General features: G+C 44.1%; 22 protein-coding genes. 10 read left to right on the top strand and 12 right to left on the bottom strand.

Going from position 1 to position 24,184, the window contains the following annotated elements; translation table 11 throughout:
* Positions 1-27 precede the first annotated feature (27 nt).
* Positions 28-915: a cytidine deaminase gene (gene cdd / locus OCV56_RS06725; RefSeq protein WP_086713211.1), complete on the top strand. Its 888-nt coding sequence runs from the start codon at positions 28-30 to the stop codon at positions 913-915.
* Between the two features lie 167 nt (positions 916-1,082).
* Positions 1,083-2,258 carry a formate-dependent phosphoribosylglycinamide formyltransferase gene (gene purT, locus OCV56_RS06720; protein WP_086713210.1) on the top strand — a complete coding sequence of 392 codons (1,176 nt, stop codon included), beginning with the start codon at positions 1,083-1,085 and terminating at the stop codon, positions 2,256-2,258.
* A 114-nt stretch (positions 2,259-2,372) separates the two neighbouring features.
* On the opposite strand, the gene OCV56_RS06715 is transcribed toward purT, so the two are convergent.
* The gene (locus OCV56_RS06715) at positions 2,373-3,026 is read right to left on the bottom strand and encodes a thiopurine S-methyltransferase (protein ID WP_086713209.1); all 654 of its coding nucleotides are present in this window, start codon (positions 3,024-3,026) and stop codon (positions 2,373-2,375) included.
* A 324-nt stretch (positions 3,027-3,350) separates the two neighbouring features.
* Between OCV56_RS06715 and OCV56_RS06710 the strand changes: the two genes are divergently transcribed.
* Entirely contained in the window at positions 3,351-4,130 is a 780-nt protein-coding gene (locus OCV56_RS06710; protein ID WP_086713208.1) for a RelA/SpoT domain-containing protein, read from the top strand.
* 131 nt (positions 4,131-4,261) lie between these two features.
* Here the strand turns inward: OCV56_RS06710 and OCV56_RS06705 are convergent, their stop codons facing one another.
* From OCV56_RS06705 to OCV56_RS06680, 6 genes are all read right to left on the bottom strand, one after another.
* Positions 4,262-4,786: a c-type cytochrome gene (locus OCV56_RS06705; protein WP_086713207.1), complete on the bottom strand. Its 525-nt coding sequence runs from the start codon at positions 4,784-4,786 to the stop codon at positions 4,262-4,264.
* On the bottom strand, positions 4,783-5,286 hold the full coding sequence (locus OCV56_RS06700) for a cytochrome C (protein ID WP_086713206.1): 504 nt from the start codon (positions 5,284-5,286) through the stop codon (positions 4,783-4,785). Before OCV56_RS06700 ends, OCV56_RS06705 begins: the two co-directional genes overlap by 4 nt.
* Positions 5,286-6,512, bottom strand: coding sequence for a molybdopterin-dependent oxidoreductase (locus tag OCV56_RS06695; protein ID WP_086713205.1), 1,227 nt, complete (start codon positions 6,510-6,512; stop codon positions 5,286-5,288). The genes OCV56_RS06700 and OCV56_RS06695 overlap by 1 nt, the downstream gene beginning before the upstream one ends.
* Entirely contained in the window at positions 6,509-6,814 is a 306-nt protein-coding gene (locus tag OCV56_RS06690; RefSeq protein WP_086713204.1) for a c-type cytochrome, read from the bottom strand. Before OCV56_RS06690 ends, OCV56_RS06695 begins: the two co-directional genes overlap by 4 nt.
* A 379-nt stretch (positions 6,815-7,193) precedes the next feature.
* The gene (gene ihfA / locus OCV56_RS06685; RefSeq protein ID WP_004734853.1) at positions 7,194-7,490 is read right to left on the bottom strand and encodes an integration host factor subunit alpha; all 297 of its coding nucleotides are present in this window, start codon (positions 7,488-7,490) and stop codon (positions 7,194-7,196) included.
* A 447-nt stretch (positions 7,491-7,937) separates the two neighbouring features.
* Positions 7,938-8,669, bottom strand: coding sequence for an SDR family NAD(P)-dependent oxidoreductase (locus OCV56_RS06680; protein ID WP_086713203.1), 732 nt, complete (start codon positions 8,667-8,669; stop codon positions 7,938-7,940).
* Positions 8,670-8,798: 129 nt separating this feature from the next.
* Here OCV56_RS06680 and OCV56_RS06675 point away from each other — a divergent pair, with 129 nt between their 5' ends.
* Entirely contained in the window at positions 8,799-9,557 is a 759-nt protein-coding gene (locus tag OCV56_RS06675) for a helix-turn-helix domain-containing protein (protein WP_086713202.1), read from the top strand.
* 42 nt (positions 9,558-9,599) lie between these two features.
* Here OCV56_RS06675 and OCV56_RS06670 read toward each other — a convergent pair whose 3' ends face one another.
* The gene (locus OCV56_RS06670) at positions 9,600-10,493 is read right to left on the bottom strand and encodes an EamA family transporter (RefSeq protein ID WP_086713201.1); all 894 of its coding nucleotides are present in this window, start codon (positions 10,491-10,493) and stop codon (positions 9,600-9,602) included.
* Positions 10,494-10,597: 104 nt separating this feature from the next.
* Between OCV56_RS06670 and OCV56_RS06665 the strand changes: the two genes are divergently transcribed.
* Positions 10,598-11,980: an aminotransferase-like domain-containing protein gene (locus OCV56_RS06665; protein WP_086713200.1), complete on the top strand. Its 1,383-nt coding sequence runs from the start codon at positions 10,598-10,600 to the stop codon at positions 11,978-11,980.
* Positions 11,981-12,249: 269 nt separating this feature from the next.
* Positions 12,250-13,431 carry an alpha-hydroxyketone-type quorum-sensing autoinducer synthase gene (gene cqsA, locus OCV56_RS06660; RefSeq protein WP_086713199.1) on the top strand — a complete coding sequence of 394 codons (1,182 nt, stop codon included), beginning with the start codon at positions 12,250-12,252 and terminating at the stop codon, positions 13,429-13,431.
* A 192-nt stretch (positions 13,432-13,623) separates the two neighbouring features.
* On the opposite strand, the gene OCV56_RS06655 is transcribed toward cqsA, so the two are convergent.
* The 3 genes from OCV56_RS06655 to OCV56_RS06645 form a co-directional block, all read right to left on the bottom strand.
* The gene (locus OCV56_RS06655; protein WP_086713198.1) at positions 13,624-15,672 is read right to left on the bottom strand and encodes an ATP-binding response regulator; all 2,049 of its coding nucleotides are present in this window, start codon (positions 15,670-15,672) and stop codon (positions 13,624-13,626) included.
* Positions 15,673-15,928: 256 nt separating this feature from the next.
* A complete protein-coding gene (locus OCV56_RS06650) occupies positions 15,929-16,744 on the bottom strand; it encodes a TauD/TfdA dioxygenase family protein (RefSeq protein WP_086713197.1) in 816 nt (271 codons plus the stop codon).
* Between the two features lie 301 nt (positions 16,745-17,045).
* On the bottom strand, positions 17,046-17,948 hold the full coding sequence (locus tag OCV56_RS06645; RefSeq protein ID WP_086713196.1) for a Vmh family MBL fold metallo-hydrolase: 903 nt from the start codon (positions 17,946-17,948) through the stop codon (positions 17,046-17,048).
* Positions 17,949-18,140: 192 nt separating this feature from the next.
* On the opposite strand from OCV56_RS06645, the gene OCV56_RS06640 reads away from it, so the two are divergent.
* Together OCV56_RS06640 and OCV56_RS06635 are read left to right on the top strand one after the other, a co-directional pair.
* The gene (locus OCV56_RS06640) at positions 18,141-19,034 is read left to right on the top strand and encodes a LysR family transcriptional regulator (protein ID WP_086713195.1); all 894 of its coding nucleotides are present in this window, start codon (positions 18,141-18,143) and stop codon (positions 19,032-19,034) included.
* Positions 19,035-19,200: 166 nt separating this feature from the next.
* Complete coding sequence (locus OCV56_RS06635; RefSeq protein ID WP_086713194.1) at positions 19,201-19,602, top strand: ACT domain-containing protein; 402 nt, start codon at positions 19,201-19,203, stop codon at positions 19,600-19,602.
* 102 nt (positions 19,603-19,704) lie between these two features.
* Here OCV56_RS06635 and OCV56_RS06630 read toward each other — a convergent pair whose 3' ends face one another.
* Positions 19,705-21,591 (bottom strand): methyl-accepting chemotaxis protein, encoded by a 1,887-nt coding sequence (locus tag OCV56_RS06630; RefSeq protein WP_086713193.1) that lies wholly within the window; start codon positions 21,589-21,591, stop codon positions 19,705-19,707.
* Positions 21,592-22,043: 452 nt separating this feature from the next.
* On the opposite strand from OCV56_RS06630, the gene OCV56_RS06625 reads away from it, so the two are divergent.
* On the top strand, positions 22,044-22,616 hold the full coding sequence (locus OCV56_RS06625) for a YceI family protein (RefSeq protein WP_086713192.1): 573 nt from the start codon (positions 22,044-22,046) through the stop codon (positions 22,614-22,616).
* Positions 22,617-22,827: 211 nt separating this feature from the next.
* The gene (locus tag OCV56_RS06620) at positions 22,828-24,072 is read left to right on the top strand and encodes an NADH:flavin oxidoreductase/NADH oxidase family protein (RefSeq protein ID WP_086713191.1); all 1,245 of its coding nucleotides are present in this window, start codon (positions 22,828-22,830) and stop codon (positions 24,070-24,072) included.
* Positions 24,073-24,184 lie beyond the last annotated feature (112 nt).

The raw sequence follows: 24,184 nt of genomic DNA, 5'->3' as shown, positions 1-24,184 counted from the left end.
AAGCCTAAGGTCAATTAAGGATTCAACATGAACAGTCGTATTACCCTGGCGCTGGAAAGTGCTCCAACAGTAATCAAAGCACTTTTGAGTGACATCGTATTAGCAGACAACTTTGACGCGACATTGTCTCCAGAGCAATTTGCCAGCCTACTGCAAGCAAGTGGTTTAGCGGATGACGAGCTACGTATTGCGCTACTTCCTTTTGCCGCAGCGTATTCTTACGCTCCGTTATCTGACTTTTATGTTGGTGCAATCGTACGTGGTTTGTCTGGAACTCTGTATTTTGGTGCAAACCTTGAAATCGCTGGTGCTCAACTTGGTCAAACCGTTCACGCTGAGCAATCTGCAATCAGCCACGCTTGGATGAAAGGCGAACAAGGCATCTCAGATATCACAATCAATTTCAGCCCTTGTGGTCACTGTCGCCAGTTTATGAATGAACTGACCACAGCAAAAGAGCTTAAAGTTCAGCTTCCGCAACGTGATGAGATGTCACTACAAGAATACCTGCCAGACTCGTTCGGCCCTGCTGATTTAGGTGTGACAACTGGCCTAATGACTAAGCTTGATCATAAATACACGACAGAAGAAACAACACCTATTGTTGTAGAAGCGCTAGCAGCACTAAACCGCAGCCACGCTCCTTACACCAAAAACCTAAGTGGTGTTTCACTACAGCTTACGTCAGGTGAGGTTTTCACCGGTGCTTACGCAGAAAATGCGGCGTTCAATCCGAGCCTGCCTCCTCTACAAGTAGCCTTGATTCAACTGAAACTGGCTGGCTTCAATTTCGAAGAAATTGAAAGTGCTGCTTTGGTTGAAATCGGCGAAGGTAGCATCAGTCATCTGGCGGATACGCAATCTACATTAGAAGCGATTAATCCCGACATTCCAGTGACTTACTTAGCAATCTAAGTACATCTGGTTAACAAAAGTTTAAATAAGCAGCTCTATTTAACAGGGCTGCTTTTTTTATGCCTGTAATTAACGCAACAACTCGCGCAAACGTTTGCTTTTGTCATTGAAATAAGTATGATCACCCCGTTTTCAATCAATCGTTCAAAAGATCGGAAGGAATTTCTATGTTTGGTACTGCTACTCGTGAAAATGCTACTCGTGTACTTCTATTAGGTTCAGGTGAACTCGGCAAAGAAGTTGCTATCGAGTGCCAACGTTTAGGCTTGGAAGTTATTGCTTGTGACCGTTATGCAGACGCGCCAGCGATGCAAGTAGCGCATCGTAGCCATGTATTAGACATGTTAGACGGCGATGCACTTCAAGCAATCATCGAACTAGAAAAACCAGATTATGTGGTTCCTGAAATTGAAGCTATTGCCACCAGCAAGCTAGTGGAGCTAGAAGCACAAGGCTTAAATGTCGTTCCAACTGCGAACGCGACCAAGCTAACGATGAACCGCGAAGGTATTCGTCGCCTAGCCGCAGAAGAGTTGAAACTGAGCACTTCACCTTACCGCTTTGCAGATACCTTTGAAGACTTTGCTGCTGCTGTTGAATTCGTGGGTATGCCTTGCGTTGTTAAGCCAGTAATGAGTTCTTCTGGTAAAGGCCAAAGTGTCATCAAGACAGAAGAAGACATTCAGAAGTCTTGGGATTACGCGCAAGAAGGCGGGCGCACTGGCGCAGGTCGCGTGATCGTTGAAGGCTTTATTGATTTCGATTACGAGATCACCCTTCTGACCGTTCGCGCTGTTGATGGCGTACACTTCTGCGCACCTATCGGTCACCGCCAAGAAGACGGTGATTACCGCGAATCATGGCAACCACAAGTAATGTCAGACAATGCACTTAAAGCGGCGCAATACACAGCTGAACAAGTGGTTAATGCATTAGGTGGTCACGGTATCTTTGGTGTCGAACTTTTTGTTAAAGGCGATCACGTTATCTTCAACGAAGTATCCCCTCGCCCACACGATACTGGATTAGTGACATTAATGTCTCAAGACTCATCGGAATTCGCACTGCACGTTCGCGCATTTACGGGGATGCCAATCAAATCAATTACTCACTATGGCCCTTGTGCTTCTGCAGTAATCCTTGGTCAAGGCACATCAACTAACATCCGTTTTGAAGGCCTTACAGAAGCATTAGAGGCACCACAAACGCAAGTTCGTCTGTTTGGTAAGCCAGACATTGACGGCCGTCGTCGTCTTGGTGTGGCGTTAACTCGTCGCAATAGCACAGAGACAGCAATCGAAGATGCCATCGAAAGCGCTTCGAAAGTAAAAATGATTTACTAACCAGCAATTCAATTCAAAGCAATCACGAGTTCAAATCTGAATAATAAGAAAGACGGGCTACCGAGCCCGTCTTTTTGTTGGTGTTACCTGTTGGCTTAACGAAGCAAACTGAACTTATGTATCTGACTCAATCAAATACACGTCCTCACTGAATCGAGATAAGCCTTTCTTAGCAATCTTCGGATGTTCATCGTCTGCAATATCTTGATTTAACAATGTGATTTTGTATCCAGAGAACAACTGATCGATCTCTAGTTTAGGTACGCTAAACGGAGGCCCCGCCATCTCGCTTTGGTCGTAATCCAGAGTCACCAGAAGGACCTTACCGCCCGGTTTCAGCAGTTGTTTCAAACGCTCTACATACTGAACCCGCATCTCTTCAGGCAAAGCAACCAAAGAAGCACGGTCATAAATAGTGTCGACAGGCTGAATTGGCGCAGTGAAATAATCTCCGGTATAAACACTCAGCTCATCGAATTGGTAAAGCTCGTGCTGACCACTGATTTGAGTCACTGTCGGCGTGTAGAAGTGTTCAGAAAAAAAAGCGCGTACGGCGATCTGGCTGAGTTCAACACCTTGAACGTCTTCATGTTTTGACGCTAGCCAAATCAGATCTTCACTTTTGCCACAGAGTGGAACAAATACACTCTTCTCGTAGCTAGGCTCAGTCTTTTCCCAAAATTCAATCAGAAGTGGGTTTACATCTTCAAGGTGGAAACCAATTTGGTTGGCTGCCCATTTATTGTGCCAAAATTCAGGATTATTCATCTTTCGTTCATGTTAAACAGTCATAATGCAAGGGTACAGTATAGACAGGCAAGAGCAACCTTAGCTTGGTTTAAAGTGCCAAATTGGTTTCGATAAAATCGGAAACTGGCTAAGTTCAAAGTTCTGAAAATTGCGGAACCAACGCTTGGATTATTTGTCTATATGTTCACATTTTAAAGCAATATTAAACGTTAGAGTTGGTTTCTGTCTTAGCTAGCCCCATTTAATATGTAGTGAGTTTAGTTAAGCTGTTTTTACTCTTATGCGTTACTGGTTACCCCTTTTAGCTACCCGTTTTTTGTAACCTTGTATTTTGGAGTTTGAATGAGTGTATTTCTCCGTACGACGGCCCTAATGCTTTTAGTATTGAGCCGAGCGCCTGCATTCGCAGCAGCACCTGTTTCAACAAGTTCAACTGATCAATCGCGCACAGCGTCATCGCAAAACCAAGTTTCATCAAATGTATTCCGCCATAGCCTAAGCGGCTTGTATGGCATAAAAGCATTCGACTCACGTCCGACTCAGCCTTATACCGACTTCGACATTCTGTACAGCAAAGCGCATCAAGGCCAAGCTGAACTAGAGACTATCTGTAAAAGTACTGCCCTACTCACTAATTCTGAAGCGCTATTTGCAGGCGTTAAATCTCAAGCTCGTGCAGAAGAAAAAATCGCCCTTGAGCTTGATGGTGATGTCACACGAATTACTGACCTAGCCCGTGCAACTATTATCGCGAACGATGTAGAGAGCTTGGTTGAAGTCTACGAAGCACTAAGCCGTGAAGCAGACGTTGTTAAGCTAAAAAACAAGTTTAAGTCTCCAGCTGATTCTGGCTATCGTGACCTCAACTTGTTGGTTCGTTTGCCTAAAACCAACATTATTGCTGAGGTTCAACTTCACCTAAGAGCAATTGCTGATGTGAAAAGTGGCCCTGAGCACGAGCTGTATGAAATCATCCAAGGTATTGAGCGTCACGCAATTGCAGAACATCGCCCAATTAACGATATCGAAGCGGCACAAATCAATAGCCTAAGACGCCAATCTTTAGAGCTTTACCAACAAGCATGGCAACCATACATTACAACGCACATTAAAGCGGCTTAACCACTGGCTGAGTGCTTATCATAAACAAAAACAACAAAGGGCTGCATAATCGCAGCCCTTTCTTTTATCTACTATTTTGCTTATCAAACCTCGTAGAAAGCAACTTAACTAAAGCCTCGAGAGAGTCCCATCTACTGGTGATAATACTCTTTAGTGCGGTTGTATAAATCCAATGGCTTCAACGTGCCATAGAATGCGGCTACGTCTTGTAAGTCTTCATCCGAAAGATGTTTGACCACCGACTGCATGTACAAATCTTGTCGTTCATCGCTTTTAAAATCACGGAGCTGCTTAAGTATATACCCAGCTTTCTGACCTTTGATGTTTGGATAAGATTGTACGAAAGGAATGATTTTATCGCCATGACACTGGCTACATAGGTTCTGAACCAACTTTTCACCAGAATCTAAGCTAGGCATGTAATCCTTTGCAGCGGCCTTGTTATCAACAAGACTTTCAACCTCGGTTTTAGCTTCCGAATTGAGCTTTACCGATGGTTCTGACTCTATACCTAATGATTCGACGCGTGAGGCAACTTTGTTTTCAGTGTTCGGTTGTTCGTCGGTGCACGCCGACAACGACAAAATCACTGCAGCAGCGGCTATCGTAACAACTCCGCGAACAAAAGAAGTTCGCTTTAATTGATTGATGATCATTGGCCCTCTCCTGGCATAGGTGGCACCAATGCGCTATCAATAGGCTTACGACGATACTTATTCATGTCGATGCCTTTGTCCTGATAATAGGTACTTAGGTAATCCAGTACCGGATCCCAAGTATCAGACAGATCCCACAGACCTTGAGTGTCTACCATCCATTGAATGGTTTCGCGCCATTGCTCTCTGTTACCACTGTTCTGAGCAACGATTAAGCTGGTATGACAGGCATTACATTGCCCTTTCACTGTCTCCCAACCGGGTGCCATAATCAGACCCGATACTTTATCTACACCATAGTACTCTTTCGGGTTCTCTGGAATATCTCCAGCATGAACAAGCATCGATGTTAACAAGCTGCACACCAATGCCGCTCTCATTATACCTTTACGGTAACTGCGCTTACTGACCGGGCTTGAGTCTGCGTGAAATGAGTAGCCATCAATCAAATTAGTAAGTTTAGAACTGCCATCAATAGGCTTATTAGAAATAGAAGGCATCACGACACTCTTACTGCGATACGGTGGCAACCATTAAACAGGTAACCTTTGGGGTTCCACTGCGGTTGCACCACAGGTTGACTATCACCTTCACTGTCGGTCGCCTTCGCCCATATCTCATAATAACCAGTCATAGGAAAGTCTAGGTCCGCTTCCCATTGTTGCCATGCGCCCTTGTTTACTGGCTTATTCAACTTTGCATCGTGCCAAGTAGTACCGTAGTCGTAACTCACTTGCAGCTTCTCAACGGTTCTTAACCCTGCCCATGCATGGCCACTAACTTTGATCTTCTTACCGAGAGCAAACTCTGTCCCGCTTTTAGGAGAAGTAATCAGCGATTTCACAATCATTTCTTCTATGATTCGGAAATCTTTGTTGTCCACTTTCTCACCCGGGGCAATTGGGTTCTTAGGTACTTGATAAGCAGGAGCCGCCATCTTATGACCATCATGGATCTTGTTACGGATACTGATACCTGTTGTACATTTCTGAGAAACAGAAGCCGGTCGGCCACCAAATACAGTTCGTAGCGGATAACCATGGAGATAAGGGATCGGCTCACCATTCATCTCCCATGCAATCAATGCGTTATCGTTCATCGCAGCTGCAATAGGAACGCCTCGTGAAATCGCCTCACCTTTACCACTCAAATGTTTATCAAAGCCATGATTACCGACATAAACTGCATCATCTTTGATGCCACAGTCTTTAAGCACATCGCTCAACAACACACCGGTCCACTGTGAGCAATAGACACCAGCGTTGTTCCATTGATTACCTTTGGTGCTTGGATAAAAATTGTTACGGCTGTTACCGCCACACTCAAGCACCAAGCTCTGGGTATGGTGCTTAAACTTAGATTTTAGCTCGGCTATCGTATAGGTTTTGCTCTGTTTTACGGATTCACCTTTCACTTCGAAGGTCCAAGTATCAGGGTTCATCTCCGTAAAGTCTGGCATCAAGCCATTCCAACGAACAAAAGGAACATCTGCAGGTGTCACAGCAGGCGCAAGCATACTTTCTGGCGGATACGCATTCAAAGGGTTGGTATTTAAAACGGTGTAGTAATCCGGTAGATCTTCTGCTTTTGCCCACGTTAATGCATTGATATCCAGTGCAGCTAAACCTTCAGGGCGATTCGCGGCAAATACCCACGATACTGGCAATGCAGATACTGCGGTTGCTGAAAGCGCGGCTTTAAGGAACTGTCTTCTATCTAAACTCATTGCGGTGACCCTGTGTTATTCAGTTGGTAAAAGTAATTGGCTAACTTCTTGATGTCTTCTTCTGACAATAGTTGCGCGACTTTGGACATCGTTTTGTCCTCACGCTTGCCACTTTTAAAGTCAGACAGTTGCTCAGTAAGGTAGACTTGGTTTTGCCATTTAAGGTTTGGGATAGAGGGAAACGAGGTATCGTTGTTACTGCCATGACAAGCAATGCACATATTGGCAAGTTGCTGGTACTCCGCTGCCGAGGCGACAGTCGATAAAAAGAGTAACATCAAAGCTAAAGCGGACTTACGCAAAGCTTCTCCTTAGATTTAGATCAACAAAATAGATTAACTGGCTGTTTATTGAGCGCATTACAGCAAATCACTCGGGTGATTTAAATTCAATTAGATTTAACCTCTGTTCAATTCCACTGAACACATTTAAAAAACAAATAACATAATCTGAATAGATACTAATTAGCTGTCCATTTTAAATGTATGGGTAATATATGAAGACTGATTGGGGATATGTGGAGACGAGATAGACTATAAGATCTGAGATGCGAGATGCGAGATGCGAGATGCGAGATGCGAGATGCGAGATGATAAAAGACTGAAAGACTGAAAGAGAGAAACAACAATAATTGCCAGACTAAAAACAAAAAGACCACGCTAGGCGTGGTCTATTGCTTGGCTACTTCTCGATTTTAATATTCTCGACACGGGCCTTTAATTTTTGTCCCGGTCTAAAAGTAACAACACGTCGAGCAGAAATTGGAATGTCTTCACCAGTTTTCGGGTTACGACCAGGTCGCTCGTTTTTCTCGCGAAGATCAAAGTTACCAAAACCAGACAGTTTTACCTGTTCGCCATTTTCAAGTGCCTTACGAACTTCTTCGAAAAACACTTCAACCGTTTCCTTGGCATCCCGCTTGCTGTATCCGAGTGTCTCAAACAGGTTCTCAGCCAAATCGGCCTTCGTGAGTGCCATAAAACTTTCCTCAAAGCTATGTTATACATTGCTACCATCGCCAGTAGCGCCAAAGCATTTACCCTATCCAATCAATAAGATAAGGCCGTTTACAAGGAAAGTGTATGCCAAGCTTCTGATTTTCGCCAACTTTTTTATCTCAACTATTTAATTATTCTTTCAAATCAGAAAGATAACGCGCTTGTAAATTTACATATATAGCTAAAAAACATCTATTCCCAAGCCACCAATCAGAGTTAAACTCCAAAATAAGACGATAAGTAAGAATTAAAAACTTTAACGATATAAATAATAAATTTTGAGACTTTTCTCCGATACTCAATGAAATCAGCTACTTGATTTGATATCGAACTCAACAGAGGTTAGTAAATAATCAGTATTAAATATGAGATTTGTATCATTTCAGAATTTAATTCGAATCGGCATGAATAGTTTATACCGACATAGCTAATATTGGACATGGGTCGTTGCTGCCCCATCAACATACCAGTTAGCTCCCGAGACAAAACTCGCAACAGGGCTTGAAATAAAAGTGACAACATCGGCTACTTCTTTAGGGGTTGCCAAGCGACCCATTGGATTTCTATCGACAACTTTCTGGAAGGTGTCCGGTTCTTCGCACTTACACCGCCCCCACAAACCATCAGCAATATATGTGTCTCCAGGGGAAACGGTATTAACCCTCAACTTAGGAACGTAAGTCAAAGACAAGGATTTCATGTAATGGGCTAAAGCAGCCTTACCCGCCCCATAAGCATTAGCGTCACAAACAGTATAGCCACTCGCTTTTGAGCCAATATAAGTTATTGCAGCACAACGCGATTCAAGTAACTTAGGTAAGACTAACGTGATGGCCTGCTGCGTGGTGTCAATATCTTTCAGTAGAACATCCTCCCACTCATCAGAAAGCGTGCTTACATTGGGAACGAAGATATCGATATTAGGAATAGACCCAACCCAAGTTTTCATTTGCGTCAAATCGTGAACATTAACGACTTTGCCGACAACTTGTTTAGCCACCTTTCCGAGTTGTATAAGCAGCTTATCTATCCGATGTTGAGAACGTCCACAGAACCAAACATTCGCCCCTTCATTGGCAAAGCCTTCAACTATTTTTGCTCCAATTCCACTAGATCCTCCAGTGACAACAACATTGATATTCTTTAATCCTAAATCCATCTTTAACCTCTCAAATAGCCCCTGCCACTGAAAGGAAGTATCAAAAATGATCGCTTATATTTCAAAGGGAATTATAAAAGTCACACTTTGTGCTACTTTGAGTGTATTAAATAGTGATGGTATAGAGTAATGGATGCACTTGACGACGAAATTTGTACAGCAATCAAACGCCATTTAAAAAAGGCTGGTATCTCTTATAAAGAAGTTTCAGAGTTCTCAGGAATCTCCGAAATAGGCATTAAACGATTACTGAACGGCCATCAATCACTCTCTATTTTGAAGTTACAAAAGATATGTAAATTAATTCAGCTTCCTCTATCAGCTATTATCACAGAAGCAGAAGAAGCATTGGCCTCGGTGTCACTATTTACGGGTGAGCAAGACGCTGCCTTCTGCATAGAGCCCGCGTTATTTACGATTTTCCAAGAGATTGTAAATGAAGGAGCAGACGCCCAGCAGTTAATGGCCAGTTTTGACTTAAACGAACCATCACTGCATATCTACCTAAGGAAACTTGAACAGTTAAATCTAATAACAATGTTATTAGGCTTAAAATTCCATGTCATAGTACCTGCCAATATAGCTTTCTCTGAACAAGCGCGATTTAGCGTCATGTTCAAAAACCAAGTCATAGATGCTCTAAAACAGGCCGTGCAATATATCGATGCAAATGACAAACAAGCTTACTTTATTACGACCAAACTTAGGCTAACCGAAGACGAATTTAAAGAATATAACACCAAGCTTGAGGAGTTAATGTTCAAAACTCTAAAGATCAGTCAGTCGCATAGCCGAGTGAGTGAAGGAGTCAACGACTATGCTATTGTCGACATGGGCGCCAAAGGTATTTTCCACCCAAAACTCAAAGCACCAGTAAATTTAGTTTAGGTATGCCTTAACAGTGCCCATTGTTCAGACAGCATTGCGTACTTACTGTTTCACGAATTTAGCGGTCCTATCAGTACGCTCCGTACTCGCAGGTTTAACAATCAAACCGATCCCGACAAGAAACAGCACTGAAGCGACGACTTGAGCTATAGATAACACTTCGTCATACATGAAATAGCCGCTGATTAAGGCGAAGATTGGCACTAGTAAGGTCAATGGTGCCGTTGTACTGAGTGGGTACTGGATTAACAATTTATTCCATACCCAATAACCAAATAGCGTGGTTGGGTAAGCCTGAAATAGCACCGCAATCGTTGTGTTCCAATCCCATTGTTCAATCCCCTGCCAGATGATTTGATCCCCGTGTAACATCACAGCAAACAACACCAGCGGAACAGGCGCAAACAACATCCCCCACACGTTAAACGCAAAAGCCTGAGTGGTTTTTGAAGCTTTAACAATTACCCCCATCAGCGTCCAACTACATGCCGCAATCATAATCAATATCACACCGTTGACGGTGACATTACCTGTTGCCGCAGATACCAATACCGCTAAAGCACACATGGCTAACATCGCACCCATTAATTTACGAACAGAAGCACTCTCCTTGAACACCCATACGCCAACCGCCATGCCGATTAATACGTTGGTTGACAGTAATACCGATGAAAGCCCAGAAGAGAGCCCTGCTGTGATTGACCACGAAGCCATGCCCCAGATACCCACACCAAACACAAAACCATAACTCACTAAATAGCGCCACAAGACATTCGGTCTTACCACAAAAAATATCACAGGAATCACCGCGAGAGAGAAACGCGCGGCGGTTGCCAACAATGGATGAACATTGGTCACACCCATTTTGATCATCGAGAAATTGAACCCCCAAATTGCCATCACGAATACTGCTAACAACAAATCATTTCTTTTCATATTGTCCCCCTCCTTTGTTTTTAATGAGTATCCCTTGAACAACAAAACCGGTACAGATACAATTTTTACAATAAAAACCAGTACAGTTAATTTCGGTCGTGACCATGAGCATTTACAGAAAGCTAGCGAATCAGTTCATCAATGAAATAGAAACGGGGAAAAGACCTGAAGGTGGGCGCATGCCTTCGCTCCGTCAATTGGCTAAGCAACAAGCCGTCAGCATGTCGACCGTTGTAAGCTGCTACCAAGAGCTGGAATCGCAAGGCTGGATTCATTCTCGGCCACAAGCGGGCTATTTTGTTTCACCTCACAAGCCGGCTCACTCAACACCTGAGTGGGCACGGTTTGAAAGTAAGGTATCGAGCGTTAAGCAAACGTCATCGACTCACAACTTAATCAACGGGCCTTTGGGGGTTTCGAGCACCACCAATGATGAACAGTCGGTCGTTGAGCTGGAACGCAGTTTTCGACGCGCTATTAAACGGATGGGAAGCAGGCTCAACCAATACCCAGATACACAAGGTGAGCCGATGTTACGACAGGCATTATCTACTCACTTTGCCAAGCTCGATGTGCACTTTTCACCTGAAGAAATGGTGATCACGGCAGGTTGCATGTCGGCAATTAAGGCTGCACTTGAATCGTGTACCAAAGAAGGCGACACCATTGCGATTAGCTCACCTTGTTTTAACGGCATTCTGGAGTTGCTCGGAAAGATGTCACGTAAAATCATCGAGATCCCATCTCTCGATGATGGTGTCGACTTACAACAACTGGAAACTCATTTGAAGAACAAACGAGTCGATGCCGCGATCTTTTGTACCTCTCATATGAACCCCCAAGGGATCAATATGTCTGCCAACCAAAAACAAAAACTGGCTGAGTTAGCTAATGATTACCAAGTGCCAATCATTGAGGATGATGTGTATCTAGAACTCTCTTACTCATCACACACACCACTACCAGCGAAATACTATGACAAAGGCGGCTATGTACTGTGGTGCGGTTCTGTATCGAAAAGCCTATCACCGAGCTACCGTTTAGGTTGGTGCTTACCGGGAAGGTATATTAATGAATACAAGGCACAGTTTTCTGCCGCGAGCTATGGCGTTGCCTTACCGACTCAACTCGCTGTTGCTGACTTTATCGAATCTGGCCAATACGCAAAGCACGTTAGAAGAAGATGTACTCAAATCCTTTCGTTGCGCCAGCAATACCTTAGTTATTTAGCCCAACACCTTCCTCAAGACGTGAAGATAAGTAACCCGCAAGGTGGCATGGTACTTTGGCTGCAAATACCAAGCCTGAATCAACCAACCTTTGCTCAAGCTGTTACCGAGAAGCGCCTTGATATCAGGCTCGGGCACCTATTCAGCACTCTCGATCTATACAGTAACTACTTACGCATCAATATTGGATACTCGCTGGAAGGTGAAGCCAAGCAACAATTAGACGCCTTATTAGAACTTATCAACATTCACAGCTAACACACCGTAACCTTTCAAAACCAGCTTTTTTGAAAGCCTTTTGATAGCCCAATTTTAAGAGCCTTTTGCCATTAAAAAGCAGGCTATTATTCCTATATGGCTTAGGTTGAAATCCCGAACCGTAAGGAAAATCACTCGCCTCAAAATCCTTAAATGCTGAGTTTGCAAGCACCTACAAAAATATGCAACTTGGCTAATGACACATCACTTTTTATCGTCAATATACAGCCGTCAGCGCTGGCGTTTTCCTGTATTTGAAGAGAACTATTATGAGTGATAAATCAGCAACAAAACCACTACCTTCCTTTATTGAAGAACGCTTGAACTTCTATATTCAAGATCTAATTACCCAAAACGAAAGCAAAAAGCACTTAGTCTTGGGTAAACGACCTCAGCAAAAATCCGTTGTGATGCAGAGCAATGATTACCTAGCACTGTCACACAATACGCAGATCCAAAAAGCCCATCAATCAGCGATCTGTGAGCACGATGACAACGTGGTGATGTCTGCCATTTTTTTACAAGATGAGCAGTCTAAGCCCGCGTTTGAAACCGAGCTTGCGAGCTATGTTGGAATGGAAAGCTGTTTGCTTTCTCAGTCTGGCTGGGCGGCCAATATTGGACTGCTTCAAACCATTTGCCCACCAGGTACACCTGTATACATCGACTTTCTTGCACATATGTCGCTATGGGAAGGCATTCGCGCTGCAGGCGCTGTTGCCCACCCGTTTATGCACAATAATATGAGCCACCTACGTAAACAGTTAGAACGTCACGGCTCGGGAGTCATCGTTGTCGACTCGGTTTACAGTACGATTGGCACGATTGCCCCACTGCACGACATCTGCGAAATGGCGCAAGAGTTTGATTGCGCATTGGTCGTTGATGAATCGCATTCATTGGGGACACACGGGGAAAATGGTGCCGGCTTGGTTCAAGCTCTGGGGCTTACTAACAAAGTGGACTTCATCACCGTCAGCTTGGCAAAGACCTTTGCTTATCGGGCAGGCGCAATCCTTGGTCCGAAACAACTTTCAGAAACCTTACCTTTCGTCGCGTACCCTGCGATCTTTAGCTCGACAGTGTTACCACAGGAAGTGGTTCGTTTAGAGAAAACTTTAGAGATAATCAAAGGTGCAGAAGACAAACGAGAAACCCTGTTCAAGCGGGCAAAATCGCTTGTTGCGGGTCTAAAGCGAATTGGCTTTAATATCCGTAGCGAGTCTCAAATTGTGGCGTTGGAGTGCGGCAATGAGACAAATACTGAACGTGTGCGTGACTTCCTAGAAGAACGAGATGTGTTCGGTGCCGTTTTCTGCCGCCCTGCAACTGGCAAGAACAAAAACATCATTCGCTTTTCAGTGAATGCAGACATGACACCAAGAGATATTGACCATGTGCTCACGGTTTGTTATGAAGCGTACAATCACCCGGAATTAGAGTTCGTGTAACCTTGTTATAGCCTTTATTGTTAGAAGCTTTTTACGAGAAACTTTTTCTAAAAGGTCTGCAATAACCAACACAAACGGCAGGACTGAATGGACGCTATCATGTCGCGCGACAAAAAGAGCCCAGCAATTCGCTGAGCTCTTTCTTAAATCTATGTCTACCAAAAGCCTGTGAGCTTTAAGCTATTACTTAAGCTAAATCCAGTGAGCAATTTTATCGAACAGTCGATTTTTGTCCGCCGGTTTCACAATAAAGTCCGACATGCCTGACGATTCCATTTTCTCCAAAGTGACGGGAGAGCTGTCACCCGTGTGAGCGATGATCGGCACCGACGAGTATTTTTTATCGGCGCTTCGAATACGACGAGAAGCTTCAACACCATCCATAATTGGCATTTCGATATCCATTAGGATCAAGTCGATATCATCGGTATCTAATGCCTCTAGGGCTTGCTGTCCATCTTCTTTCTGCACAACATCAAAGCCCTGTTTTTCCAATAACATTGCGGTAAATCGGCGTAGAGATTCGTTATCATCAACCACCATAATCGTCCGTTTATTGCTGACCTCTAGTGATTGTACAGAAACCGATGGCATCACATAGTTGGAATCAAACAGTAAACGGTCGATGGTCGCTTTGGTATTCAGTAGCCAGACTTGTGTTTCCACCCAAATAGGCTCAAAAGAGATGTTACGGACACGCTTGATAGGATGTCGCTCATACAGGTAAATGATTCGCGCTTCAGTGAACGAAAGTAACGATTCAATCCTATCAAGGCAGCTTGCTCTTAAATCCAAGCTCTCCATATCAACGAAAATCAAGTCGAACTCGAATTGGTATTCTTTATTTTTAAGCGCGGATGCAACATCCAAAATAACGAGGTCAAAGCCCATAGAGCGAGATATTTCAGTCATTTTGCTGGTAAGCACTTTCTGATCACTCACCATCAACACCGTCTTAAGTTTGGTCAGTTCACTCTTGATTTCCTGCACCGAATTGGAGACCAAAGATGGGAACGTCATAGTGAACTGTGTCCATTGATCCACTTCAGACTGACATTTAATCTCACCACCAAACGAGCGCATTACCTTCTTACAAAATGGCAAACCTAAGCCGTAATTGCCCGACTGGCCTGTGGTGTAAAAATCTTGGAAAATACGACGAATGATATCGTTTGAAATTCCAGAACCGTTATCGGTCACCATAATTTGGTTAGTCACTTCATCACTGCACATAGTGACATGAATATGAAAATCTTCAGGGCTGCGATGATGGAAAGCATTCTTGAAGAGGTTATACATGACGTATTTCAGCAAGGTATCGCTGCCCAAAAACTCAAAGTTATTCTGTACATCCAAGGAGATTGCTGACTTATCAGCTGAGCGCTTGTAATTGAAGCTACCTATTGCATCCTCAATCACAGCTTGCGCTGAATGCTTCTTAAACGTTGAGCGAGATACTCGGTTTTCATCAATTGAAGTCAGTAACAGATCAATCGTTTCGTTACCGGAATGAATGATCTCCATAGCTTCGTCGCTCACTTCACGCAGCTGTATCACTTCTTCATTGCTTAAAGCATATTGCCCTTTTTGAACCCCACTTTTAGGGTTCGGTAAGATGGACTGCATAACATCAATAGACGTTAATAAACCACTTAAGGGGTTTCTCATCTCGTGGGCGATACCAGCACCAAAAGACTTCGCCAATGACACCTTGTTTTCATGTTCCACCTGATTACGGAAGTAGAACAAGTTGCCGAATAAGTAGATAAACAAAAAGATTGGCACATGCGTCCAGTCCATTGTGAGTTCTAAGTAGTAGCCTTGTGAAATCCAAGCGCACAAGGTTGCAATCCCGATAGCGGCAAAGGTTTGTGCAAACATCACTCTCGTCACGTGCACTAATAAAATATGGAGGAAAATAGCCGACATGAATGACATAACCCAAACGTTGGACCAGTTGTTCATTAGCAGCATGTAGAAAAAGAATCCGGGCAAACAGATGGTTACTGTGACTTGATAATAAGCAGGAAGGTATTTTCGCCATTCAAATGGAACACGGTTGCGAAATATAATGCCAAAGAACAATACAGAGCAAAACAGGCGAAGCGCCAAGTTTTCATAAGGTTGCGGAAACAAAAATTCCCACACAATGTAGTAAATTGGGAAGCCGACAAAGCCCATCCACCCTACTAAGGTTAGATTTGGTTCGGCGTACTGATAAACCTTACGAATCGCGTTCATACGAAATACTTTGTTCTCTAAGCCCTAACGTTTAGTAATTTTATAGTTTGGTTTTTATTCTTATGATTTAGCGTCAATTATATTACACATCAGCTCCTAGCAGTGAGGTTTCAATCAAATATGTACCAACACATTTGTTTTTATTATTAACCTTAGATTACTAATGTACCCTGCTGACACTTAAATTTAAGTACGAGAGCTTGGTTCAAGAGATCAGCATGCATGATGTACCTTTGGTCACTTTTTAAGCTTGCCGTCAGGTCACCGTTACTCGATGCATTTTCCGTGGAGTGTCACCGTAATCAATCACGGCGTAATGCTGAGTTACCCTGTTGTCCCATATCGCCATTGAGCCCTTGTTCCATTTGAAACGCACTTGATATTCTGGTCGTCGTGCAATTTCAAACAGCTGGCTAAGTAGTGAATCACTCTCTTCACGTTTGAGTTCATTAATATAACGGGTAAATTGCTCGTTGATGTATAACGTCTCTTTGCCCGTTTCTGGATGAACTTGTACTAAGGGATGTACCACTGGCGGATTTTCTTGCGCGGTTTTCAGCAGTGACTTATGCCAATCTAACTCGATTTGATCCGATTCAATACCTTCAAACGCGACTAATGAATGCGTTGCCGATAAGCCTCTTAGCTTATCTTTCATGCTTTCATCTAATGAATCGAACACTGCGATCATCGAACACCAAATCGTGTCGCCACCGACATCCGGTATGTATTGAGCATGTAATAGAGAGGCTTTCGATGGCAATTTGCGCCAGGTTAAATCGGTATGCCAATAACTCTCCATTGGCGCATTGCCTCGAGTGGTTTCTATCACACTGACTTGCGGTACTTGTTCTACACGTGGGAAGAAAGGATGAGCGGGTTCAAGCTCTCCAAAACGCTTTGCAAGCACCAAGTGTTGTTCAGGTGAAAGGCTTTGCTCATCGAGGAAAATGACTTGATAAGTAACAAGTGCCTTGTACACATCATCAAGTTCGCTTTCACTGCAATCCGCTAGGTTTAATCCATGAATACGAGCGCCAATGTGAGGTGTAATGGGTTCAATTTTCAACATACTTTCGCTTATCGGTGAAGTGATATTAAGGAGATTCATTTAGCTATTCGTTATTAAACCGGACAGAACCGGTTTTTATTTCCTTACTACTCAACATAAGATGAGGCTATTCGAAAAACAAAAGAAAAGAGCTCCTACACTGGAGCTCTTTTTGTTTGTTGATACTTCCTGTATCCGTAGACAAGTCCAATCTGTAGTACTTTCACCGAAAGCCAGATCATCGATATCTCCAGTTGTGTATCACTAATAAATCTAGCATACAAACTTCAGGGTTTTCTGAGACGTAGTCGAGATAATCGGCTTAGTGCCATTCCATCTCGCCACTCAGCACCTTAGCACCCAACTCTAAATCGCCTTCCGTAGCGTTGAGTTGCGGGTAGGCTGCCTTCATGTAATCACTGATATCGACTGAGGTTGGGTTACTTTTACTTTCGAGTGTCTTTTCAATATCTGCGACGTAATCGATGGTGAACTGTACCCCTTTTATACCAGTTGGCATTTCACCCAGATAATGACCTGGAATCACAACCTCAGGCTCAAGTGCTTTGATACGCTCTAACGATTGGGTCCATTGATCACGAATCGATTTCGATGCCGTATCTGCCATCCATACATGCACACCACTATAGACAGACACGCCACCGAAGACGGTCTTTTCCGATGGAACCCACAGGTAAGCTTGATGAGTATTTATCTCTCTCACCTCAATGGTTTCTCCTTCGATGCTCAACTTGGTGTCATTCATTACCGTTGGAACAATCACTTTCGAGGGAGCATTGTCTTCTAAAATTGGGCCCCAGTATTCTAGCTTCGCATCTTTGGTACGTTCGATATGTTCGACGACCGCTTTGCTCGCGACAATGTCAACGTTTGGAAACGCTTCAAGAATGGGCTCTAATCCAAAGTAGAAATCAGGGTCGCCACTACTGATGTATACCATCGACAATTCTTTACCTGTCTCTTTGATTTTATCTACCAGCTTTTTTCCGTCCGCAACACTAAACTGTGCATCGAATAGAACCACCTCTTTTTCCCCTGAAACAAGCACTGAACTTGCGGGAAATATTGCGTTTTTTCCCGGATTGTAATGAGTGATATTAAGCTCTGCTGCAAAAACAACGTTCGACGCCACTAGCATGCTTCCTAGGCTAATCGTACCTAAAAGAGCTGTTCTTGTTAAAAAGGGCTGAGGTAACTTTTTCATAACTTGATTCCTTTGCTGAGAGCTGACTTCCTGCCAACTCACTGAATGTGGAAACATCTTATTTGTTTAGATTTAGACAAAATAGACATCAAATCGGCTTTCACTATTTCAATTTCCGGACATATGTTATTTTCGAACTTATACTGTTTACGACAGACCAATAGGCTAAAAATCATTTAGGTAACAAGAACCATGGATAAACTTGAGGCGATGAACGTATTTGTCACCATCGTTGAACGTGGCAGCTTAAGTGCAGCAGCAGAGCACCTTGATCTCTCCCGAACCAAGGTAACACGCTATTTAGGAGAGCTAGAAACTTGGATGGATACTCGCTTGCTCCATCGAACGACCAGAAGCTTGAGTTTGACCAGCGCAGGTAAAGAGACACTGGAAGTCGCGCGAGAGTTACTCGCGCTCGAGGGCTCACTAGACAGTATCAGAAATCATAGCCGAGAGAGCCTCAAAGGCCAGTTACGCATTACTGCCAGCTACTCCATTGTCGATAGCTTTCTGATGGACGCAATTACACGTTTTATCGCGAGATGGCCTGAGGTCTCGATTGATATCGTTTCAACTGATCAAACCGTAAACTTGGTTGAATCTCGCATCGACTTAGCAATTCGCATTACCAACGAACTTGCGCCTAATATCGTAGCGAAACAGATTGGCGAGTGTCGTTCGGTGATATGTGCTGCGCCGAATTACCTAAAACACAAAGGAACACCCAACAACGCACAGGATCTCGCCCACCATAACTGCCTGTCATTCAGTTACTTTGGCAAAACAGCGTGGACATTTAACGGCCCAAATGGCCTTGAGTCGGTACCAATCAAAGGAAATATCAGTGCTAATACCTCTGAGGTTCTGCTCTCTGCGACACTCAAAGGCAACGGTATCGGCTTGTTGCCTTTCCCTTCAGTGGAACAATTAATGAATGAGGGCTTGTTGGTTCAATTACTCCCAGAATGGCATCCAAAAATACTTGGCGTTCATGCAATCTATGGGACACGAAAACAAGTGACACCACTACTAAGAGCCTTTATTGACCATCTATCTGATGATATGGAACAGTCTATGAGCTGGTAATCCGGCTAGGCAATCACAAGGCAGGTCTCGCTCATTAGCAAAGTAACACTTCATCATTAACTCTACTGATGCAGAATAAGTATTATTAATTTTACTTATCAGAGCCTAAATTCTATCGTGATGACATCATCGAAACAGATCTGCTCATCCAATAAGGAAATAGAACATGACCGCCATTACCGATTTAGACATTCTGTTAAAGTCCATGTCACCTGAGCTCATTGAAGGTGATTATGTTTTTTGTACGGTAGAGGGAGGACTAACCGACTATTCCCACCTCAATCCGATGGCGACCTTTCGAGAAAAAGAAGGGTTAACTTTAGTACTAACAGAGGAAGTGGCGACTCAAGCGCAGTTAAATTTCGACGGTGTATTTAGCCTAATTACTTTGTCGGTACACTCTAGCCTAGAAGCCGTAGGGCTAACAGCGGCCTTTGCGACTAAACTTGGCTCGTACGGCATCAGTGCCAACGTGATTGCCGGCTATTACCATGACCATATCTTCGTTCAAAAAGACAAAGCAGACGAAGCAATGAGCGCACTTAGAGAGTTTTCAGAAGCGAGCTAACAAAAGTACGTTCTTCAGACACAAAAAAAGCGACGTAATCTACGTCGCTTTGGCTTATCGCTTACTGTTCACTCACTGATCAGGCATCAGAGAGTGAGACAATTAAGCAAGCTTAAAAGTGGCCACTTTGTCACTTAAACCAGCGGCTTGGCTCTTAAGTTCATTCGACTCAGTTAAGCTGTCCTGAGCGCCCACAACTAGGTGGTCAGTGACATCTTTAATGGTCGTAATGTTCTGGGTAATTTCACCCGTCACGTGCGTTTGCTCTTCAGCGGCAGTCGCGATTTGAGTCGCCATGTCACTGATCAAAGCAACCGCGGTATTGATCTCCTCAAGCGCGTGCGAAGCTCTGTCTGCATCTTCTACTGAGTGTATTGCAAGTTTAGAACTGCTCTCCATAAGCTCAACCGCTTGGGTCGTTGTGCGCTGTAGAATATCAATCGTTGATTTGATCTCTTCCGTTGAAGAGTGAGTGCGTTGAGAAAGCACACGTACTTCGTCAGCGACTACTGCAAAGCCGCGACCTTGTTCACCTGCACGAGCCGCTTCAATCGCCGCATTCAAAGCAAGCAAGTTAGTTTGCTCTGCAATGCCTTGGATTGTCGCCAATACGGTCGAGATCTCTTGAGCGTGTTTGTTAAGTTCGCTAATCACGTTGCCCGCTTCGTTCACTTCATTGGCCAAGTTATTAATTGAGCCTTTAGTGTCGACAACCAGAGCATGACCGCTATTAGTGCTTGTCGCTGAGTCTTGTGCAGCTTTTGCTGTTTGCTCTGCATGCGATGCAATCTCTTGAGTTGCGCTCGCCATTTCCGTTACAGCCGTTGCCACCATAGTGATTTCTTGCTGCTGATGGTTAAGTTCATTCACCGAAAGGTTTGCACGTTGTGCACTCTGTTCAGATTGGCTATTCAACTGCTCCGATTGGCTACGGATATGACCGATTAGCTGCTGCAAGCTACCAACGAACGTATTGAAATTCTGAGCAAGCTCGCCAACTTCATCTTGATTATCAACATGAATGCGTTGAGTTAAGTCACCACTGCCGTTCGCAATTTGCGCCAGCGCTTGAGACACATGATTTAGTGGACGGAATAGAATAGTACAAAGTAAGTTAAATAGTACCGTACAAACCACAACCACTAGCAATGTCACCAGCACTTGACCGATAACAGCGTCAAAGAGTGGCGCCACTAAAGAGTCGTGATTCACCACGCTGATCGTAATCAGGCTGGTTCCATCAATGGCGCGCGCATACAGCACATAGTCGGTACCTTTCAACTCAATAGAGATGTCCTTACCGCTTACCAACGCCTTTTGCACATCTGAAAAGTTCAAACCAAGTGAGCTGATATCTTTGTTCAGTAGCTTAGTGTCTGCGTGCGTGTAAACCGTGCCCTTGTTGGTCGCGATAAACATGTAACCTTCACCAGGAAGAATTACTTTCTCAAGGCTATTTAGAATGTCGGTGATTTCAACATCCGCGCCCAATACTACCTGCAGGCCATGCAGTTGCATTGCAGTGCCCAGTGACACTACATTCGCTCCCGTTGCCGCTGCAACCGTAGGGTTGTCCATGAAAACCTTACTTGGATTGGCGACCGCATTGGTATACCAGCCCCACAAACGAGGATCATCATTACCCGGGGGTAACACTACCCCATTGGCATTCTCTTGTGAGCCATCAGGATACGCTAAGAAGACATTATCAAAAGAGCCAGAATCGCGAACCTGTTTCAGGTGAGTAACCAAGCTCTCTTTTTGGGACTCTTGAGACAGGGACGTGAGCGCACGCTCTTTGGATAAGATCCAATCCGATACGTATTGATTGTATGAAGCCGATGCACCTTCTAAACGCTGTTCAACTTCTGTATCCAAGCGCTGCAATGAAGCACGAAATGAAAGTGCTTCAACCAAAATCCCCCCCAGGATGATGGCCAGACTGGCAGAAATCGCCAGCTTATTCTTAAGTGAGAGTTTCTTTAACATAGGAAACCTATAATTTTTGTATAAATAGCGCAGAAAACAGGACCGTTCCCACGCTGCAAGCAAGCTGATATATTTTACACATTAAAATAAATTATAAAATGCCCTAACCTATTGTATTTAAGGTATATGTGAGCCGAAAGATAGATCCAGATCAAACCAAAAGGTCGAACATCATACGCTAAGAGTCCATATTAATTCTTCAGTATCATGTGATTGGTAAGTGCCACGCCTATTGCTTCATATATTACAGACTAATTTGCCTTCCTATTATCAAGGAGCGAATCTTTCAAATTTTCATCTTCAGCATACATACGCAAGCGCTCTTATCCCGGTACCATTCCAATAACCTGACGGTGACCTTCTTTGCATGCAGTAATTTGACGAATGCTGAACTAAGCTTCTATCAATCCTCAAGAACGTAAACCTGTGAATCCATTATGTGGTGACAACTTATGAAAAAACTACTTACAACAATCGGGCTTCTTTGCACCGTCATATCAGCGCAGTCTTTTGCAGAAAGCGGCTACACATTAGATCCGAAGCTGTCGAATGTCACATTCGCAACCATTAAGAAGCAGTTCGTCGTTGAACCCGCTTCCATCAAGCCTTCGTCCGGCGGGCTTACCGAAGATGGACAATTTTCGATAGTATTGGACTTAAAGAGTATTAGCACTGGCGTGGCTATTCGTGATCAAAGGCTAAACGAGCTCTACTTCGAATCAATGACCTTCCCCGAAGTGAAGATCTCAGGATCCGTTGAGCCTTCGCTGTTAACGGGTGAACCCCAAAATACGACGATAGCAGCAGAAGTTACTCTGCATGGTGTAACCAAAACTATCGACTTCCCAGTCATGGTCGTACCCTCTGACGATTTTGTCGTGGTGAATTCAACATCGACCATCATCGTCAATGGTGCGGATTTTGGTATTTCGACCGATAATCTAAACAAACTATCGGCAACAGTAGGCGGATTAGCGCTTTCCGATAAGGTTCCGCTAAGCTTCAATCTACTCTTCGACAAGTAATGGTTTTATCATCTCTTTCTGACTCCCTCTAAGCTCTCCCCTTCCTATTAAGGCGAGAGCTTAAGCGGAGAATACCCCGTCATTCTAAATGCCTATAAAGTCCCAAACAAAGGCAGAACAGGGTTCAACAAAGCCGAATTGCTCGGAACGAACGATCAAATAGGTCATACTAGATCCCTCATAAAAAAAAGCCCATAGCAGCCAAAACCGCATGAACTCTATTACCCTCAATGAACCTTTCACCCTAATCAATGGCCAAGTGATTAAGAATCGCCTATTCAAATCGGCCATGAGTGAGCAACTTGGCGACAAACAGCATAACCCTAAACCTGGGCTGGCGACCTTATATCAACGCTGGGCGCAAGGCGGCATTGGTTTGTCCATCACAGGAAACGTAATGGTTGATAGAAACGCTCTCGGTGAGCCCAACAACGTGGTTCTGGATAAACACAGTGACCTTGCTCAATTTGAAGCTTGGGCAAGTGCGGGCAAACAAAATGGCTCGCAGATCTGGATGCAGCTCAACCACCCAGGAAAACAGGTCCCGAAATTCTTATGTGACAAGCCTGTTGCTCCATCGGCCATTAGCTTAGAACGTGGATTAGAAAAAGGCTTCAATACACCGCGAACGCTAACCGATTCTGAAATCCATGACATCATTAACAAGTTTACCTTAAGCGCCAAACTAGCAAAGCAATCCGGCTTTACTGGAGTGCAAATACACGGTGCTCATGGTTACCTTGTCAGCCAGTTTTTATCTTCAAGACACAACCAACGTGACGATAAATGGGGAGGCTCACTCGAGAACAGGCTTCGCTTTGTGATCGAGCTGTACCGCGCGATTCGTACAGAAGTTGGAGAAAGTTTCCCTGTCGGTATCAAGCTTAACAGCGCAGATTTTATGAAGGGTGGCTTTACCGAAGAAGAATCGATGCAAGTGGTTCAAGCACTGAGCCGTGAGGGTATCGATCTTATTGAGATATCCGGAGGGACTTACGAGAGCCCGTCGATGATGGGTTCTAAGAACAAAAACGCCCCCGTAAAAGCCAGCACAGCAAAACGAGAAGCGTATTTCTTAGATTATATGGTCAAGGTAAGAGAGCTAGTTAGCACACCTCTGGTAGTGACGGGTGGCTTTAGAACAGCACCAGCAATGAACGACGCTTTGCAGACATCAGCCACAGACTTCGTTGGCATTGCTCGAACAATGGCAGTAGACCCAGACTTCCCGAATAAGTTAATGGCAGATCCAGGCCACGGAATGCCATTGGACGTACCTACAACAGGTAAACCAGCACTGGATAGAATAGCAATGGTCGGGTTGGTTTGGTATGAACACCAAATGTGGCGAATTGCCGCAGGGAAAGACACAGATCCAAAACTTAGCGCACTCGGAGTCGTGGTCAAAACTCTTCTAACGGCAGGTTGGTACGCCTTTAAAAAGCGTCGCGCATAACGTATTTATTAGGACGCATTAGGTGCACAACACCTCAAAAGATGTCGTCGGTGTCACATGTCGTTACATAGCATGACCCCTTTAGGCTTTACATCTCAGGCGAGGTAAACAA

The sequence above is a fragment of the Vibrio gigantis genome (assembly GCF_024347515.1).
Lineage (GTDB): Bacteria > Pseudomonadota > Gammaproteobacteria > Enterobacterales > Vibrionaceae > Vibrio > Vibrio gigantis.
Note: the sequence above shows the minus strand (reverse complement) of the source record. Positions and strands in the feature narration are given on the sequence as shown.